We start from the raw sequence: 14,603 nt of genomic DNA on the forward strand, positions 1-14,603 counted from the left end.
GTACAACTGGATCCCGTTCGTGGTCGTGACCAGCGGGGTGATGTCCTGCTTCAGCCGCTCGTCGGAACCGCCACCGCCCGCGCCCCCGGCGCCGGCGTAGCAGCCGGTCCCGGGCGTCACCTCGCGCGGGCCGTATGCGGCGGTGGTCCACCGATAGCCATCCGGCGCGGCGGGCAGCCCGGTCTCGGCGACCGACACCTCCTGCCCGACACGGACGCCTGTGATCAGCACCGGCAGATCCTGCGACACGCTCGTGGTCTGCGACGATCCCCCGTCCACGGTGTAGTCCACCCCGAACGCGGTGCCACCCGGCACGGACACGCCGTCGGGGGCGTCGACCACCTTCTTCACCAGCACCCAGTCGGCGTCGGCGTCCGCCTGGCGGCCGCGGGCAGCGGACGGGGTCGACGAGCCCGGCGCGGCGCTCTGCGGTTTCGCGGATTCGCTCGTGGGCTCCGAGCCCGTCGCCGCCGACGTCTCGTCCGTCCCCGGAACGGCCTGCCCCGATTCCTGGGAGCCATCCTGTTGCGTCGCCGACGTCTCGTCCGTCCCGGGAACGATCTGCGCCGATTCCTGGGAGCCGTCGTGTTGCGTCGCCGACGTCTCGTCCGTCCCGGGAACGATCTGCGCCGCTTCCTGGGAGCCATCCTGTTGCGTCGCCGTCGGGGACACCGTCGATTCGGCCGCAGAGGGAGTCGCGGATCCCTCCGTGGGCACCGGGACGTCGGCACTGGCGGGTGCAGCGACAGCCAGCGGGACGCTCAACAGGGCCAGTGCCAGCAGCTTCGCCAAGCCCGCGGCACCGCGCGTCATCCGCCCGGTTGTCGATCCGGGAGCGGCTGCACCCCGGAGCCCTCTCCGCCGATCCATGCCGCTGATCGACCCCGGCAGCCGTGCTCTGTCGTCTCCCACGGGAGGCCCCCCTCGTCTCCGAAACCCCAGGCGGTAACAACGAGCACCCAGAACCACCCGAGCCCCCATCGCTGCCATCATTGGGGCCCGCCCCGAAAACTCAGGACGGTCGTTGGCATCGTGCCACCCTCTGGTAACCGAACCAAAGCACAGCCCGACCGTGATCGACGACGAGCGAGAGTCCTTGACGACCATCAACGCGATCAACGGCGAGCGGGGGGCGAATTCCTCTCGCGGAGAGGGACGGCTCCGCGCCGCCCGATCCCGGGAACGACGGCGAGGCGTCCTGACCGACCCGCGCGACCCGAACCCGGCTGGGACGGCGCAGGCACCTCACTCCTCGCGGATCCGCTTCGCGATCCGGGAGAGGGCCTCCTCCGTGATGCCCAGGTTTCCCGCCAGGTCTCGCTGGGTGATGCGGCGCACGAGCGACGGACGCTCCACGACGACGCGGCGATACCGCTCCTCGGGCTTGACCCGCAGCAGTTCCGTGTCGGCGTACAGCGTCGCGACGCGCAGGAAGGCGATCGAGTACAGCAGACGTGACCACGCCGTATGCGTGCCGGACAGATGGTCGAGCACGTCCACGTCGATGCGGAAGATCTGGCTTGGCTCGACGGCCACCGCACGCGACACAGGCAGTTGATCCAGGCCGAGGTGGATGCCGCGGGACCGCGGGTGCACACCGTTCAGGGCGATCCGCTTCATGGCTCCGGCGTTCACGATCGGGAAGGGGGAGATCACCTCGCCCTCCTCCCAGAACCAGGCCGGACGCCCGTCGACGCGTGCGAACCCCTTCACCAAGCCGTGCTGGACCACATACAGGCAGTGCGGACCGTCGTCGCCCACCGTGAAGACCGTCCTTCCGGCGGCCACCCTCACGTGCTGGATCTGCGCGGCGAATGCATCCCAGTCCGGCAGTTCCGACCCGGCGTATGCCTCAAGGAGGGACCGCAGCCACCACAGCGAGTTGGCTGTCGCTGATACGTGCGCCATAGCGTCCTTTCCACCCGTCTTCCGCCTCGGGGTGCGGAGCAGGAGAGGTGATCCTGCGCCGTGCGTCTCGACGAGAGGAGCCCACAACCCCAGGGCATATGACGCCAACGGACGAGCAGGATCGAACAATTTCTCAAGAACCTTGATGTAAATCAACAATAGCATTGTTGACACAGATTCGGATCTAGGCAGGATCTGTCTGCGCGACCATCCAGAATCACCGGGAAGGCGACCGCGACGGGACGGCGTCCCTTATATGCAAGGGACGCGAGCCGCTCCGTGCGCCGAGACGTCGGGCGCACCCGGGTTCAGGAATCGCCGCGATGCCGCCCCGAGAACAGGATGAACCGAGGAGGTGAGAATAAGGTGAAAGAAGGTGAAAGAAGGTGAGACAGGGTGAAATAAAGTGAAGGAGAAAGGCCCGAACGCAGGGGCTCGACCCGCGCCTCCCCCGGACCGGTTCAGCCCCGGTGCGCCGCTGGATCGGTGCGGATCGCGTCGCGCAGCGGACGGGCCACGAGCGCCACGGCCCCGACCGTGACGAGCGCCCCGAGCAGCAGGGCCGCGCGCTCGCCGGGAGCGAAGACGCCCAGCGGCGTCCCGATCGTCACCGCGCCGACCGGGACCCCGAGCTGAGCGGCCGTCACCACGGCGACCGGCCAGGGCTGTCGAGTCAGCGCCATGGCGCCGTGGACGAGCACCGCACCCAGACCGAGGCACAGCCCCAGCGCGACGGCCTGCGGGTGCGACAGCAGATCGCGCAGATTCAGCGTCGCCCCGAGCCACACGAAGAACACCGGCCCGAAGAAACCCTCCGTGAGGGCGAATGCCTGGTTCTTCACCCGCTTCGGCTCGCCCACCGCCGCCACGGCCAGGCCCAGTGTGAACCCGGCCAGCATGATCGAGACATGGCTGACGACGGCGATCGCAGCCAGGCCGAAGAGCAGAGTGAGCGTCACACGCAACTCGACCGCCAGCCCGCGTTCCTCGCTCAGGTCGTGGACGCGCCGCCGCCACCCACCGGCCTCGGCCCATCGCAACACCAGATACACCACACCGCCCGCCGCGACGACGGCGAGCGAGCCGAGGGCCGCCGTCCCCGCCCGGTCGGTCTGAAGGACGAGCGGCAGCGCGACGATGCAGGTTGCGTCGGCGACCGCCAGTTGCACGAGCATCTGCACCCCTGCCGGGCTGGTGACCCTGCCGCCGAGGACCGGCATGACCAGGCTGGCCGAGGACGACGCGAGCACGACCGCGTACAGGGAGCCGTGCCCGGTGCCGAACAGCGCCGCCAGCCCGAACCCGGCAGGAATCGCCAGCACCCCGACCAGCACGGCACGCAGGATGCCGCGTGGCAGCCCGGCGCGCATCGCCGGTCTGCGCAGGGGCACGTGCGTCCCCGCGACGAACATGACGAGGGCGAAACCGATCTCGGCGAGGAACGTCAGGGTGGGGTCGGATCCGTCGACGATCCGCAGCCCCGTCTCGCCGAGCGCCACCCCGACGAACAGTTCGCCGATCACGACCGGCAGTCGCAGCGCGGGGCTGAGATTGAACAGCGGACCCGACAACGCGACCAGGCAGATGAGCGCGAGCAGCGCGAACGTCATGCGGACCGCCTCACCTCGTGAAGCGGGCGCCCTTGACGGCCGTCCCCGCGTCGAGCAGGGCCCCGACCGTGCCGACGGTCAGCCCCCCGTCCTGGTACTCGCGAACGGCGTCGAGGGCCCAGGCGACCCGGTCGAGCGCGGGCGGCGGCGGATCGTCCACCCCGTCGTCGCGGTCGGCCACCCCGTCGTGGCCGAGGACGATGTCGCCGGGCCGGGCGCGTCGCCGACGTCGCCGCTCGGCGACCGCGACCTGCTCGGTGTCGGCGAGACCGGGGCCCCACAGCACGGTCTCCATCCCTTCGCGGCGGACGTGCTGCCAGACCTGCACGGTCTGAGCGCCGTACGGAGGGCGGAACCAGCGGACCTCGGTCCCCAAGCGCTCGGACAGCTCGGCCCGGGCGAACGTGATCGACCGGCGGGCCTCGGCGAGCGGCAGCGTCGTGAGCCGACGATGATCGAGCCCGTGCAGGGCGATCTCGTGCCCGCCGTCCGCCACGGCGGCGGCGACCCGCGGGAACCGGCGGACGCGTGACAGCAGCAGGAAGAAGGTCGCCTGCGCGCCCGCGTCGGCAAGCCCCGCCAAGAGCCGCGGCGTCACGTCGGGATCGGGACCGTCGTCGAAGGTGAGCGCGATGCGACGCCCCGCGCGCTCGGCGCGGAGAATCGAGCCGAACGGACTGGTGGCCGCGTCCAGGACGCGTCGGGCGCGAGGCCCCAGGCGTTCGAGGCCGCGCCGGAAGGCCGGGTACACGGCGACCGGACGAGGCATCGTCCTCCTTCCGACGGGGGCCGAGGGGGCTCCTCGCGGATCCCTCCCGGTGTACGAGGGAACGGCGGCACCACGGTCCCCGCCCTCGCTCCCGCCATTGTGCCGGACGTCGCTTCCGCCGGGCGAGCGTCGCCGTGACGAGCGTGGACAGTGCATTGACAGTCCCGCGGTCCCGCGCCTAGCGTCGCCGCATGTCGACGACCACGAACCAGGGCCGAATGCCCGGCTGCCGGTGTCGTCGCACCCGCCCGCCGGTCTGACGCGTCCCTCGTCGACGTCCCGTCCCACCGACGCACCGGCACCCCGTCGCCCGCGGCCTTCCCTCGACCTGCGCCCCGACCGTGTCCTGTCGCGGGATCGTCCGCACCCTCCCGAACCGCACTCACGAATCGAGTACCCATGACCGCAACCGACGAGTACCTCGCACGCAACGCCTCCTACGCCGCCACCTTCCAGGGTCCCCTGCCGCTGCCGCCCTCGCGGCATGTCGCCGTCGTGGCATGCATGGACGCCCGCCTCAACGTCTACGGCATCCTCGGCCTCGGCGAGGGCGAAGCCCACGTCATCCGCAACGCCGGCGGGGTCGTGACCGACGACGAGATCCGCTCCCTGGCGATCAGCCAGCGCCTCCTCGGGACGACGGAGATCATCCTCATCCACCACACCGACTGCGGGATGCTCACGTTCACCGACGACGCGTTCAAGGCACAGATCCAGGCCGACACCGGCATCAAGCCGCCCTGGAGCGCCGAGGCGTTCGGCGACCTCGACGAGGACGTCCGGCAGTCCATCGCGCGCATCACCGCGTCTCCGTTCCTGCTGCACACGGACGCTGTGCGCGGTTTCGTGTTCGACGTGGCGACGGGGGCGCTGCGCGAGGTCCACTGAGCCGCCCGCGTCCCCGCTGACCGGCGACACCCGGAACGGTTTCGGCGTCCGTGGTGGAATGGGGACGATCGGAGGCACTCCATGACGCTCGACAACTACCCCGCGGCGGCGAAGCGGCTCGCCTCGTCGGTGACACGGCTGCGCGGGTGGGTGGGATCCGATCCCGCCCGGCAGCCCGAACTGGCCGACGAACTGGTGCGGCTCACCGACGAGCGCCTGGACGCATGCGCGTGGGTCGAGGCGGCGACCGATGCCCAGGAGTCGGTGGCGCTGTCGGGTCGGCTGCTGGCGGCCCATGGGTCCTTCGGGCCGTACACCCCGGCCGACGACGCGGCCCGCTTCGTCCACGCGACCGTCCAGCTCGCCGACACGCAGGCGGGGCTCGGGCTGCCGGACGCGGCCGGAGCGTCGGTGGCGACGGCGTTGGCCGTCCTCGAGCAACTCCCCGCGCTCGACCTGGTGCGCGACCCTCGCACGCGGCTGCGCGCCCTCGTGGCGCAGGTCGCGGCAGCGCTCGCGACGGGAGACGCGGGCGGAGCCAACACGTCCGCCGACGCGGCGATCGTCGCGCTCGACGTCACCCCCGGGGTCCCTCCGCTCCTCGCGCTCCGTGTGCTCTCGGCCGTCGCCGACGCCCGGTGGGCGGCGGGTCGCCGCGAGGAGGGCCTCGCCTGGTCGCGGGCTGCGGTCGAGCACTACCGCCGCAGTGTCGACCTGAGCAGCCCGGCGAAGGTGAACCCGACGCGGCTCGCCAGGCTGGCCGAACGCCTTCACCCGACCTTCGCGGCGTTGTCCGGGCGGCTGGCCGACGAGGGCGAGGTCGCGTCGGCGCTCGCGGTCGACCGGGAGGCGGTGGCGGCGTTGGCCTCCCTGACTGCCCGGATCCCGGAGGCGACCGCCTGGCTGGGCCTCGCCGAGGCCGAGCTGGCCACCCACCTGCTGGCGGCCGGGCGCCCGCGGGAGGCGTTCGACGTGGCGCAGGACGCGGCCGCCCACAGCCCGTCCGATGCGGCCGCGCTGGCGGCGGGGCAGGCCCTCCGTGCGATGGGCGATCCGCAGGGTGCCGTGGCGGAGCTGGAGCCACTCGTCGAGAACGGGCTGTCTCACGGAGAGGTGACCGGAGCCGATGCGACGGCGCTCGCCGCATACGCGGAGGCGCTCGCCGCCACGGGCCAGGACGCCGCGGCGATCCGGGCAGCGGCCGAGCAGGCGCGAGCGGCGGTGCCGGTCGCCGCGGCCGTCGGGTCCTGGGATCCGCCGAGCGGACCGTTCGCCGCCTCGTTCGATTCACAGCGGCTCGCCGCTCTCACGGCGCGCGCCGTGGCCGATCTCGCCTCGTCCGCCCCGGCGGCCCGCGCCGCCGCGTCTCGGGACGAAGATGACATCCGTGCCCGTGCGGAGCACTCCTACGCCGCCGCCGACGCCGAACGCGCCGAGCGGGAGCGGAGACTCGCCACCGAGCGCGACGCGGAGACGGCCCGGCGCGCCGCGGAGGAGAGGGCCGCTGCCCAGGCCGAGGACGAGCGGATGCGTGCGGCTGAGAAGGCCGAACGGCAGGAGACCAAACGCCGCCGCCAGGAGCGGATCGAGCAGCACCGCCGCGACGCCGAGGAACGCGACGCCGAGGAACGAGAGGCTGCTCTCGCCGCAGAACTCGCCCGTGCCACGGATGCGGCCGAACGCGAACGACTCGAGCTGGCGTTGCTCGAACAGCAACTCGCGCGACTCGACCGCGAGAACGCTGCGATCGCGGTGCAGGAGGTGCCGGATCCGCTCGCGCTCGCAGACGAGCCGGCGCCGCCCTCCCCGGCCCAGGAACCCTCCGCTCCCGCCGCCGAACTCCCCGCGACAGCCGACACGGACGTACCCACACCCGCCCCGGCCCACGAACCCCCGGCACCTACCGCAGAAGACCCCACCACACCCGCCACGACCGACACGAAAGAACCCACACCCACCCCGGCCCAGGGACCCCCCGCACCTACCGCAGAGAACCCCACCACACCCGCCACGACCGACACGAAAGAGCCCACACCCACCCCGGCCCAGGGACCGTCGGGGATCACCGTCGCGTCCCCCGCGCCCGTCACCGAACCCGCCGCCGAATCCCTCGACCCGCTCGTGGCGGCTCGCGTGGAGCGGGACGCCGCCCGGTCGACCGGGGACCGCAAGGCGCTCCGGCGGGCGACAGAGGGTCTCGTCGAGGCGCTGCGTCCGGCGGCCTCCGCCGACCCCGGCGCGTTCGGGGCCGAGCTGGTCGAGACCCTGCGCGAGTCGGCTGCGCTGCGGCTGCGGGCCGGGGACTGGTGGGGATCGCGCGGCCCGGCCGCCGAGGCGAAGTCCCTGGCCAAGCAGTGGGGCCTGCGCTAGCCGTACTGCCGGCCCCGCATGCCGAGCACCGCGGTCGAACTGGAGGCGAGCGGGCGGACCGTACGCCTCAACCGACCCCGATCGGGACTGCTTCCCCGCCCACGGGTGGACGAAGCTCGACGTCGCGGAGCACGACCTGTCGGTCGCCGACGGCATCGTGCGCGCCGCGCGACCGCCCCAGCATGCTGCATCGGTTCCCGACCGGGCTGAGCGGTGAGAAGGGCCGCCCGAAGCGGCTCCCCGCCGGCCCCCGCGGATCGGGACGGTGAAGGTCCCCTGCCGACCTGGGCCGAGCGCGACGGCGTCCCCGCCGGTGCGGATGGTGTCCGTGTCGATCGTGGGGCACGCCCCGGGCGAGATCGGCGCGTGACGAAGGGACCGTCCACGGCACGCGCATTGTGCGCTTTTCTGTACCGAATGCGGGCGGTCGGAGCGGGCTCACCGCCAGGATGCGCCGTTTCGTACCCGATCAGCCCGCCTGGCGCCGTCATCGGGTGCAGAACTCCGCAGTCGGGGCTCACTCCGACGTGAAGGACCCTCGTAAGGTACACAAACCCGCAGTCCGGTCGACCGGCCCGCTGCGGCGCGGGCTGCGGACTCCCCTGAGGGATCGGTCCGGCCGGACACGCCGGGAGACGGGTTCCGAGCGTCCGAGGAGCTGCAGGCGCTCCGCGTCACCGCGTTCAGGAACCCAGGGAGAAGGCGGCCTCGATGTCGCCGGAGGAGTACGTGCGGAAAGCGATGTGCGTCTCGGTCCCTTCGACCCCCGGCACCTTGTTGAGGTGATCGGCGACGACCGTGGCGACGTCGTCGATGGTTTTCACGCGCACGAGGGCGATCAGGTCGATCGTCCCCGTCACGGAGTAGACCTCGCTGACCTGGGGCAGATCCGCGATGGCCTGGCCGACCTCGGGGATCCGCGCCACGTCCGCCGACACGAACACAATCGCGGTGATCATGCCGGAATCCTAGCCGGGCCGGGCCTCGCGCGGGCAGCGACGAGAAGTGACCAGCCCTGCGCCGGGAGCCAGGAACACACGCCGAGCTGACCCGCGCCCGTTGCATCGAGGGGGCGTGCCGACCGGGCTACCCTGAGACGGTGCCAACTCCCGAGTTCATCGTCCAGCTTCGTCAGCACGTCGGCACCATGCCGCTGTGGTTGTCGGGATCGACGGCCGTGGTCGTGCGCGGCGTCGCCGACGACACGGAGGTGCTGCTGGTACAGCGGGCCGACAACGGAGAATGGGGGCCTGTCGCCGGCATCATCGACCCCGGGGAGCAGCCGCACGCCGCCGCCGTCCGGGAGGTCGCCGAAGAGGCCGGCGTCGAGGCCGTCGCCGAGCGGCTGGTCTGGCTCACCGTGACGGAGACGATCACCTACGACAACGGTGACCGGACGCAGTACATCGACCATGTGTTCCGCTGCGGCTGGGTGACCGGCGATCCGCGACCCGTGGACGGCGAGGCGACGCGCGCCGAGTTCTTCCCGGTGTCGGCGCTGCCGCCGATGACCGAGCGCAACGTCACCCGGATCCGCCTCGCCCTGGAGAACCGGCCCGAGGCGCATTTCGGCTCGGTCTCCTGACGGCCGCGTCAGAGGACGTCGGCGAACCCGATCAACGCCCTGGTGAACGCCTCGGCGTGGGTCACGTTGATGCCGTGCGGCCCGTCGGGGATGACCTCCAACTGGCTGGTCGGGATGATGTCGCCCATCCGGGCCGCGCTGGCGGCGAAGGGGACGTTCTGGTCGCCCTCCCCGTGGATCACGAGCACCGCGACGCCGGCGTTCGCCAGGTCGGCGCGGAAGTCCTGCGCCCATAGCCCGATGGTCTCGACGAGCGCGGGCAGCGCGGCCTGCGCGGCGATCTCGTGCGCGGCCGCCACCTGTTCGGGGGACGCCTTCAGCCCGGTCGGCGTGGAGAAGAACGACACCAGGAAGTCCTCCAGGAAGCCCTCGCGGTCCGCGCGGCAGGCGTCCTGCATGTCGGTGAACCCCTGGATCGGCATCGCCCCGCCGGGATTGGTGTCGGTGATCCCCAGCGCGGGCGTGACGGACGACGCGAACACCACGCCGGCGAGCCGGCCGACGTCCTGCGTACCGAGGTAGCGCGCGACCTCTCCGCCGCCCATGGAGAAGCCGACGAGCACGGCGTCGGTGAGGTCGAGCTGCTCCATGAGGGACGCCAGATCGGCGGTGAGCGTGTCGTAGTCGTACCCGGTCGACGGTTTCGACGACCGGCCGAAGCCGCGGCGGTCGTACGCGACGACGCGATACCCGGCGGCCGTCAACGGGCCGACGTTGGCCGCCCAGGCCGCCGCCGAGAGCGACCAGCCGTGGATGAGGACGACGGGACGACCGTCACCGCCGGAATCCTCGTAGTACAGCGAAACTCCGTCAGCCACAGTCAGCTCGGGCATGGGCACTCCTCATCGATGCGCGATGGACCCGAGTATCCCAAACCGTCCGGTCACGGACCAGGGTGCCGGGGGCATCCGCCGCACCCGGATCGACGACCGGGCATTGCGCTCCTGGCGGCTCGTCGTGGATCGGTCAGCAGCCCGCGAGTACGGCGACGGGCGGCACCACGCAGGATGCCGCCCGTTCGTACGTGGATGTCAGGCCGCGACGACCGACACCGTGATGTGCGCGGTGACGGCCTCGTGCAGCTTGAGCCCGACGGTGTGCGCGCCGAGCGACTTGATCGGCTTGGTGATCTCGACGACGCGCTTGTCGAGCTGCGGGCCGCCGGCCTTCTTGACGGCCAGGACGATCTCGGCGGACGTGACGGCGCCGAAGAGCTTGCCCTCGCCGCTGGCACGCACTCCGACCTCGACCGACAGTGCCTCGAGCTGGTCGCGGACCTCCTTGGCGTGGTCGATGCCACGGATCTCGCGGGCGTCACGGGCGCGCTTGATGCCGTCGATCTGCTTCTCGGCGCCCTTGCTCCAGGCCATCGCGAAACCGCGAGGAAGGAGGAAGTTGCGGCCGTAGCCGTCCTTCACGTCGACGACGTCCCCGGGGATGCCCAGGTGCTCGACGGGAGCGGTGAGAATGAGCTTCATACCTTCCCCCTGTCAGCGAGCGGTGGACGCGTAGGGCAGGAGCGCGACCTCGCGCGCGTTCTTGATCGCCGTGGCGACCTTGCGCTGCTCCTGGACGGACAGACCGGTGACGCGGCGGGCGCGGATCTTGCCCCGCTCGGAGATGAACTTCCGCAGCGTGGCGGTGTCCTTGTAGTCGATGTGGCCGATCTTGATCGACTTCACCGGGATGATCTTCTTCTTGTTGTTCGGCTTGCGTGGCGCGGCCACGGTGGTTCTCCTCGTGTGTCCGGGCCGGTCATGGCCCTGGTCGTTGCCCGGGTCTCCGGGCTCCGCAGGCGTCTGCGGAAGGGGATCAGAAGGGGGGCTCGTCGCTCTGGGGCTGCGCCCAGGGGTCGCTGGCCGGCGCGGCGGGTCGGGAGTCGCCACCGGACCACGGGTCGTTACCGCCACCCGTGTTGTGACTGCCGCCCGACGAGTAGTTGCCGCCACCACCACCGCTGTTGTTGCGGGTGACCTTCGCCGATGCGTACCGCAGGGACGGGCCGATCTCGTCGACCTCGATCTCGAACACGGTGCGCCGCTCCCCCTCGCGCGTCTCGTAGCTACGCGAGCGGAGACGCCCCTGGACGATGACGCGCATGCCCTTGGTGAGGGTCTCGGTCACGTTCTCGGCCGCCTGCCGCCACACGGAGCAGTTGAGGAACATCGCCTCGCCGTCTTTCCATTCGCTGGTCTGACGGTCGAAGGTACGCGGCGTGGAGGCCACGGTGAAGTTGGCCACCTGCGCTCCCGACGGGGTGAAGCGGAGGTCAGGGTCGGCGGTGAGGTTGCCGACCACGGTGATGATGGTTTCGCCTGCCATGAGTGCCTTCTATCGGTGAGTCGTGACTGTCCGTAAGTCTGCCAGGCCGGTGCGACGCGTTTGAAGAGCCGACCGGGAGGCTGTGGACAGTCGCCGGGCTCAGTTGTCGGTCCGCAGGACCTTCGTCCGCATGACCTGCTCGTTGATCGTGAACTGGCGATCCAGTTCCTTCACGTCGTCAGGCGCGGCCGTCACGTTGAGCACGGCGTAGATGCCCTCGGGCTTCTTGTTGATCTCGTACGCCATCCGGCGCTTACCCCACACGTCCACGTTGTCGACGGTGCCACCGGCCTTGGTGATGACGGTCAGATGCTTGTCCAACAGCGGAGTGACCTGCCGGTCGTCCACGTCAGGATCGATGATGACCATGATCTCGTAGGTGCGCATGCGCGAACTCCACCTCCTCTGGTCTCGAACGGCCACGGGGCGATCCCGTGGCAGGAGGGCGAATGCCTGTGTCACGGGCTCGGGCCCGCACACAAGGTGCCACTCTACTGGACGCGCCTCGCCGCGACCAAAGCCGGAGACCTCCGCGGCTCCCCCCGCCGACACCGCTCCCGCGATGCCGCACGACGGCGGCTCACGGGCGCGGAGGCGGCTCCTGCTCCCACCGGAAGTCCAGTCGCGTGAGCCCCGGCCCGCCGGCGACGAAACAGACGTCGGGGTGGACGAGCGCCACCAGTTCCTGGCCGACCTCCGCGCAGGACAGGAGTTCCGCGTCGAACGCGCGGCCGCCGACCTCGATCCGCACCATCCTGGCCGATGTCGTCGTCCGGCGAACGCGCTCCCGGAAATCGATCGCCGTGTTCATGATCTCCAGCGCCGTGGCCGCCCGTCTGGCCGCGACGCTACGCCTGGGCCGGGACGCTACCCGTCCCCCGGTAGCGTCCCGGCCGAGGTGTAGCTACACGAGCGTCAGCGCGACCGCGGCGTGGACACGACCCGCTCGCCCGCCTCGCGCCAGGCGGCCAGCCCGCCGCGGACGAAGAACGCCCGGTACCCGTCGGCCGCCAACTGCGCCGCCGCCTGGGACGCCCGGTTGCCGTACGAGCAGATCGTCACGATCGTGCGTCCGGGCACCTGCGCCGGGACGTCGGTGGCGAGCCATCCGAGCTGGATGTGGATCGCCGGCTGCGCGTGGGCCGTGCGGTACTCGTTCGGCGTGCGGACGTCCACCAGCACCGCCCCTGCCCGCAGCTCGGCCAGCGCCTCGCCCACACCGATCCCCGATCCGGACGGGACGTCCGCCCCGACACCGACATCCCCGCCGGTCGGCGACTCCCCCGGAGCGAAGCGCTCCCCCACGCGGCCGGGCTCCCGGTCGCGCGCCGGGCCGGGAGCGTCGGCCGTCACCGCTTCCGCCCGTCGAACTTCGTGTACATCTCGTCGATCAGCTCGTGGAAGCGGTGCTCGACCTCCTTGCGCTTCACCTTCAGCGTCGGTGTCAGCAGCCCGCTCTCGGTGCTGAACTCGTCGGAGACGATCCGCACGTCCTTGATCTGCTCGTGGTGCGCCAGCCGTTCGGTGAGCTCGGCGATGCGGCGCTTCGTCTCCTCCAGGATCTCGGGCAGTTCGAACAGCTCCTCCCGTTTCGACCACGTGAGCTGCAACTGCTTGGCCAGTTCCTCCAGGTTCGGCAGCGACGGGCTGACCAGCAGCGTGACGTAGGGACGGTTGTCCCCCAGCAGCATCGCGTACTCGAACAGCGGGTCGGCCAGCACCATCCCCTCGATGGGGGCCGGCGCGATGTTCTTCCCGTTGGACGTGACGATGAGGTCCTTGATCCGGTCGGTGATGAGGAGGAACCCGTCCTCGTCGAGATGCCCGACGTCGCCGGTGTGCAGCCAGCCGTCGCGCAGCACGCGCGCCGTCTCCTCGGGCATCCCCCAGTACCCCGCCATCACGTTCGGCCCGCGGTAGCAGATCTCCCCGCCGTCGCCGATCCGGATCTCCCCGCCCGGCACGACGCGACCCGACGCGCCGACCCGCCACGCCGCCGGGGCGTCGAAGCTCACCAGCGGCGACGCCTCCGTCAGGCCGTACCCCGACAGCAACTGGATGCCGCACGCCGAGAAGAACTGCTGGACGTCCCGGCGCAGCGGGGCGCCGCCGCAGGCCAGCACGGTCTTCGGCCCGCCGATCGCATCGCGGATCGCCCGGAACACGAGGACATCCGCGACCGCCACCTGCGCGCGCGTCCAGGCACCGGGACGCCGACCGTCCAGGTAGGCGTCCTGCGCGCGCGTCCCGACGCCCATCGCCCAGCCGAAGACCGCCCGCTTGAACGCCGATCCCCGCACCCGCTGATGCGCGACGGCGAACACCTTCTCGTACAACCGCGGGACGCTCACCAGCAGCGTCGGCCGCGCGGCGACCATCCCGTCGGCGACGGTCCGCGGGTCGGGCCAGTACGTGTTCATACAGCCGTGGGCGAGCACGAAGAAGGTCCACGCCCGTTCCAGTGCGTGGCTGAGCGGGAGGAAGCACAGGCTGTGGTCGTCCGCGGTGACGTCGAAGAACTGGTCGAGGCTGTCGACCTGGAACGTGAAGCCGCGATGGGTGAGCATCACCCCTTTGGGGACACCGGTCGTCCCGGACGTGTAGATGAGCGACGCCAGGTCGTCGGCCGTCGCGGCCGACAGGCGGGTGTCGATCTCGGCCTCCTCGGCGGCGCTGGGGTCGGGCAGCCCGGCGAGAGTGGGGATGTCGGCACCGGCGTCCGCGAAGGACACGACGAGACGCAGGTCGGGCAACTCGGCGCGGGGGATGACCGCCAACTCCGCGCCCGAGGCGACGAAGGCGGCGACGCAGCCGGCGTCGGCGAGAACATGGCGAACCTCGGACTCGCCGCTCGTGGCGTACAGCGGGACGACGACGGCCCCGGCCGTGAGGACGGCCAGATCGGCGACCGTCCATTCGGGCAGGTTCGGCGCGAAGATGGCGACGCGGTCGCCTCGCTGGATGCCGGAGCGGACCAGGAGAGCCGCGACCCGCCGCACCTCACCCCAGAGCTCTTCGTATGTGGCCGTGCGCCACCCGTCGCCCTCGGCGACCCGGGTGGCGATCCGGTCCCCGTTCTCCACCCCTGCCGCCGCCAGGCGTACGGCGAGATTGCCCCGATCCATGTGCTCCTCCGGCCCTCCGCGGGCCG

General features: G+C 71.4%; 16 protein-coding genes. 3 read left to right on the forward strand and 13 right to left on the reverse strand.

What is annotated here, in order from left to right; translation table 11 throughout:
• The 4 genes from G555_RS0100910 to G555_RS22490 form a co-directional block, all read right to left on the reverse strand.
• Positions 1-813, reverse strand: an 813-nt coding sequence (locus G555_RS0100910) for a hypothetical protein (protein WP_028707420.1), incomplete at its 3' end; no start/stop codon positions are given.
• A gap of 432 nt (positions 814-1,245) precedes the next feature.
• Positions 1,246-1,908 (reverse strand): Crp/Fnr family transcriptional regulator, encoded by a 663-nt coding sequence (locus tag G555_RS0100915; protein WP_028707421.1) that lies wholly within the window; start codon positions 1,906-1,908, stop codon positions 1,246-1,248.
• 461 nt (positions 1,909-2,369) lie between these two features.
• Positions 2,370-3,518 (reverse strand): cation:proton antiporter, encoded by a 1,149-nt coding sequence (locus G555_RS17065; protein WP_051208112.1) that lies wholly within the window; start codon positions 3,516-3,518, stop codon positions 2,370-2,372.
• Between the two features lie 10 nt (positions 3,519-3,528).
• On the reverse strand, positions 3,529-4,287 hold the full coding sequence (locus G555_RS22490; RefSeq protein ID WP_051208116.1) for a polysaccharide deacetylase family protein: 759 nt from the start codon (positions 4,285-4,287) through the stop codon (positions 3,529-3,531).
• Positions 4,288-4,686: 399 nt separating this feature from the next.
• On the opposite strand from G555_RS22490, the gene G555_RS0100930 reads away from it, so the two are divergent.
• Both G555_RS0100930 and G555_RS22955 read left to right on the forward strand, forming a co-directional pair.
• Positions 4,687-5,175 (forward strand): beta-class carbonic anhydrase, encoded by a 489-nt coding sequence (locus G555_RS0100930; protein ID WP_028707423.1) that lies wholly within the window; start codon positions 4,687-4,689, stop codon positions 5,173-5,175.
• An 81-nt stretch (positions 5,176-5,256) separates the two neighbouring features.
• Positions 5,257-7,545 (forward strand): hypothetical protein, encoded by a 2,289-nt coding sequence (locus G555_RS22955; RefSeq protein WP_028707424.1) that lies wholly within the window; start codon positions 5,257-5,259, stop codon positions 7,543-7,545.
• Between the two features lie 683 nt (positions 7,546-8,228).
• Here the strand turns inward: G555_RS22955 and G555_RS0100945 are convergent.
• Positions 8,229-8,504 carry an Lrp/AsnC family transcriptional regulator gene (locus G555_RS0100945; protein ID WP_028707425.1) on the reverse strand — a complete coding sequence of 92 codons (276 nt, stop codon included), beginning with the start codon at positions 8,502-8,504 and terminating at the stop codon, positions 8,229-8,231.
• Between the two features lie 140 nt (positions 8,505-8,644).
• On the opposite strand from G555_RS0100945, the gene G555_RS0100950 reads away from it, so the two are divergent.
• Entirely contained in the window at positions 8,645-9,130 is a 486-nt protein-coding gene (locus tag G555_RS0100950; protein ID WP_028707426.1) for an NUDIX hydrolase, read from the forward strand.
• A gap of 8 nt (positions 9,131-9,138) precedes the next feature.
• On the opposite strand, the gene G555_RS0100955 is transcribed toward G555_RS0100950, so the two are convergent.
• The 8 genes from G555_RS0100955 to G555_RS0100990 all read right to left on the reverse strand — a co-directional run bounded on the left by G555_RS0100955 (position 9,139) and on the right by G555_RS0100990 (position 14,577).
• Positions 9,139-9,963, reverse strand: coding sequence for an alpha/beta fold hydrolase (locus G555_RS0100955; protein ID WP_028707427.1), 825 nt, complete (start codon positions 9,961-9,963; stop codon positions 9,139-9,141).
• Between the two features lie 198 nt (positions 9,964-10,161).
• On the reverse strand, positions 10,162-10,608 hold the full coding sequence (rplI, locus tag G555_RS0100960) for a 50S ribosomal protein L9 (protein WP_028707428.1): 447 nt from the start codon (positions 10,606-10,608) through the stop codon (positions 10,162-10,164).
• Positions 10,609-10,620: 12 nt separating this feature from the next.
• Entirely contained in the window at positions 10,621-10,857 is a 237-nt protein-coding gene (gene rpsR, locus G555_RS0100965) for a 30S ribosomal protein S18 (protein ID WP_028707429.1), read from the reverse strand.
• Positions 10,858-10,942: 85 nt separating this feature from the next.
• The gene (locus tag G555_RS0100970; RefSeq protein ID WP_028707430.1) at positions 10,943-11,452 is read right to left on the reverse strand and encodes a single-stranded DNA-binding protein; all 510 of its coding nucleotides are present in this window, start codon (positions 11,450-11,452) and stop codon (positions 10,943-10,945) included.
• A gap of 99 nt (positions 11,453-11,551) precedes the next feature.
• Positions 11,552-11,839: a 30S ribosomal protein S6 gene (gene rpsF / locus G555_RS0100975; protein WP_028707431.1), complete on the reverse strand. Its 288-nt coding sequence runs from the start codon at positions 11,837-11,839 to the stop codon at positions 11,552-11,554.
• Positions 11,840-12,032: 193 nt separating this feature from the next.
• The gene (locus tag G555_RS0100980) at positions 12,033-12,263 is read right to left on the reverse strand and encodes a hypothetical protein (protein WP_028707432.1); all 231 of its coding nucleotides are present in this window, start codon (positions 12,261-12,263) and stop codon (positions 12,033-12,035) included.
• A gap of 104 nt (positions 12,264-12,367) precedes the next feature.
• Positions 12,368-12,805 (reverse strand): rhodanese-like domain-containing protein, encoded by a 438-nt coding sequence (locus tag G555_RS0100985; protein ID WP_051208119.1) that lies wholly within the window; start codon positions 12,803-12,805, stop codon positions 12,368-12,370.
• Positions 12,802-14,577: an AMP-dependent synthetase/ligase gene (locus G555_RS0100990; RefSeq protein WP_051208122.1), complete on the reverse strand. Its 1,776-nt coding sequence runs from the start codon at positions 14,575-14,577 to the stop codon at positions 12,802-12,804. The genes G555_RS0100985 and G555_RS0100990 overlap by 4 nt, the downstream gene beginning before the upstream one ends.
• Between the last annotated feature and the right edge of the window lie 26 nt (positions 14,578-14,603).

It is taken from the genome of Propionicicella superfundia DSM 22317, from assembly GCF_000423465.1.
Classification (GTDB): domain Bacteria; phylum Actinomycetota; class Actinomycetes; order Propionibacteriales; family Propionibacteriaceae; genus Propionicicella; species Propionicicella superfundia.

Coding starts and splice junctions, on each gene's coding strand:
- G555_RS22490 (WP_051208116.1), bottom strand. CDS start 4,287: ATGCCTCGTCCGGTCGCCGTGTACCCGGCCTTCCGGCGCGGCCTCGAA.
- G555_RS0100955 (WP_028707427.1), bottom strand. CDS start 9,963: ATGCCCGAGCTGACTGTGGCTGACGGAGTTTCGCTGTACTACGAGGAT.
- G555_RS0100980 (WP_028707432.1), bottom strand. CDS start 12,263: ATGAACACGGCGATCGATTTCCGGGAGCGCGTTCGCCGGACGACGACA.
- G555_RS0100930 (WP_028707423.1), top strand. CDS start 4,687: ATGACCGCAACCGACGAGTACCTCGCACGCAACGCCTCCTACGCCGCC.
- G555_RS0100990 (WP_051208122.1), bottom strand. CDS start 14,577: ATGGATCGGGGCAATCTCGCCGTACGCCTGGCGGCGGCAGGGGTGGAG.
- G555_RS17065 (WP_051208112.1), bottom strand. CDS start 3,518: ATGACGTTCGCGCTGCTCGCGCTCATCTGCCTGGTCGCGTTGTCGGGT.
- G555_RS0100915 (WP_028707421.1), bottom strand. CDS start 1,908: ATGGCGCACGTATCAGCGACAGCCAACTCGCTGTGGTGGCTGCGGTCC.
- G555_RS0100970 (WP_028707430.1), bottom strand. CDS start 11,452: ATGGCAGGCGAAACCATCATCACCGTGGTCGGCAACCTCACCGCCGAC.
- rpsF (WP_028707431.1), bottom strand. CDS start 11,839: ATGCGCACCTACGAGATCATGGTCATCATCGATCCTGACGTGGACGAC.
- G555_RS0100945 (WP_028707425.1), bottom strand. CDS start 8,504: ATGATCACCGCGATTGTGTTCGTGTCGGCGGACGTGGCGCGGATCCCC.
- rplI (WP_028707428.1), bottom strand. CDS start 10,608: ATGAAGCTCATTCTCACCGCTCCCGTCGAGCACCTGGGCATCCCCGGG.
- G555_RS22955 (WP_028707424.1), top strand. CDS start 5,257: ATGACGCTCGACAACTACCCCGCGGCGGCGAAGCGGCTCGCCTCGTCG.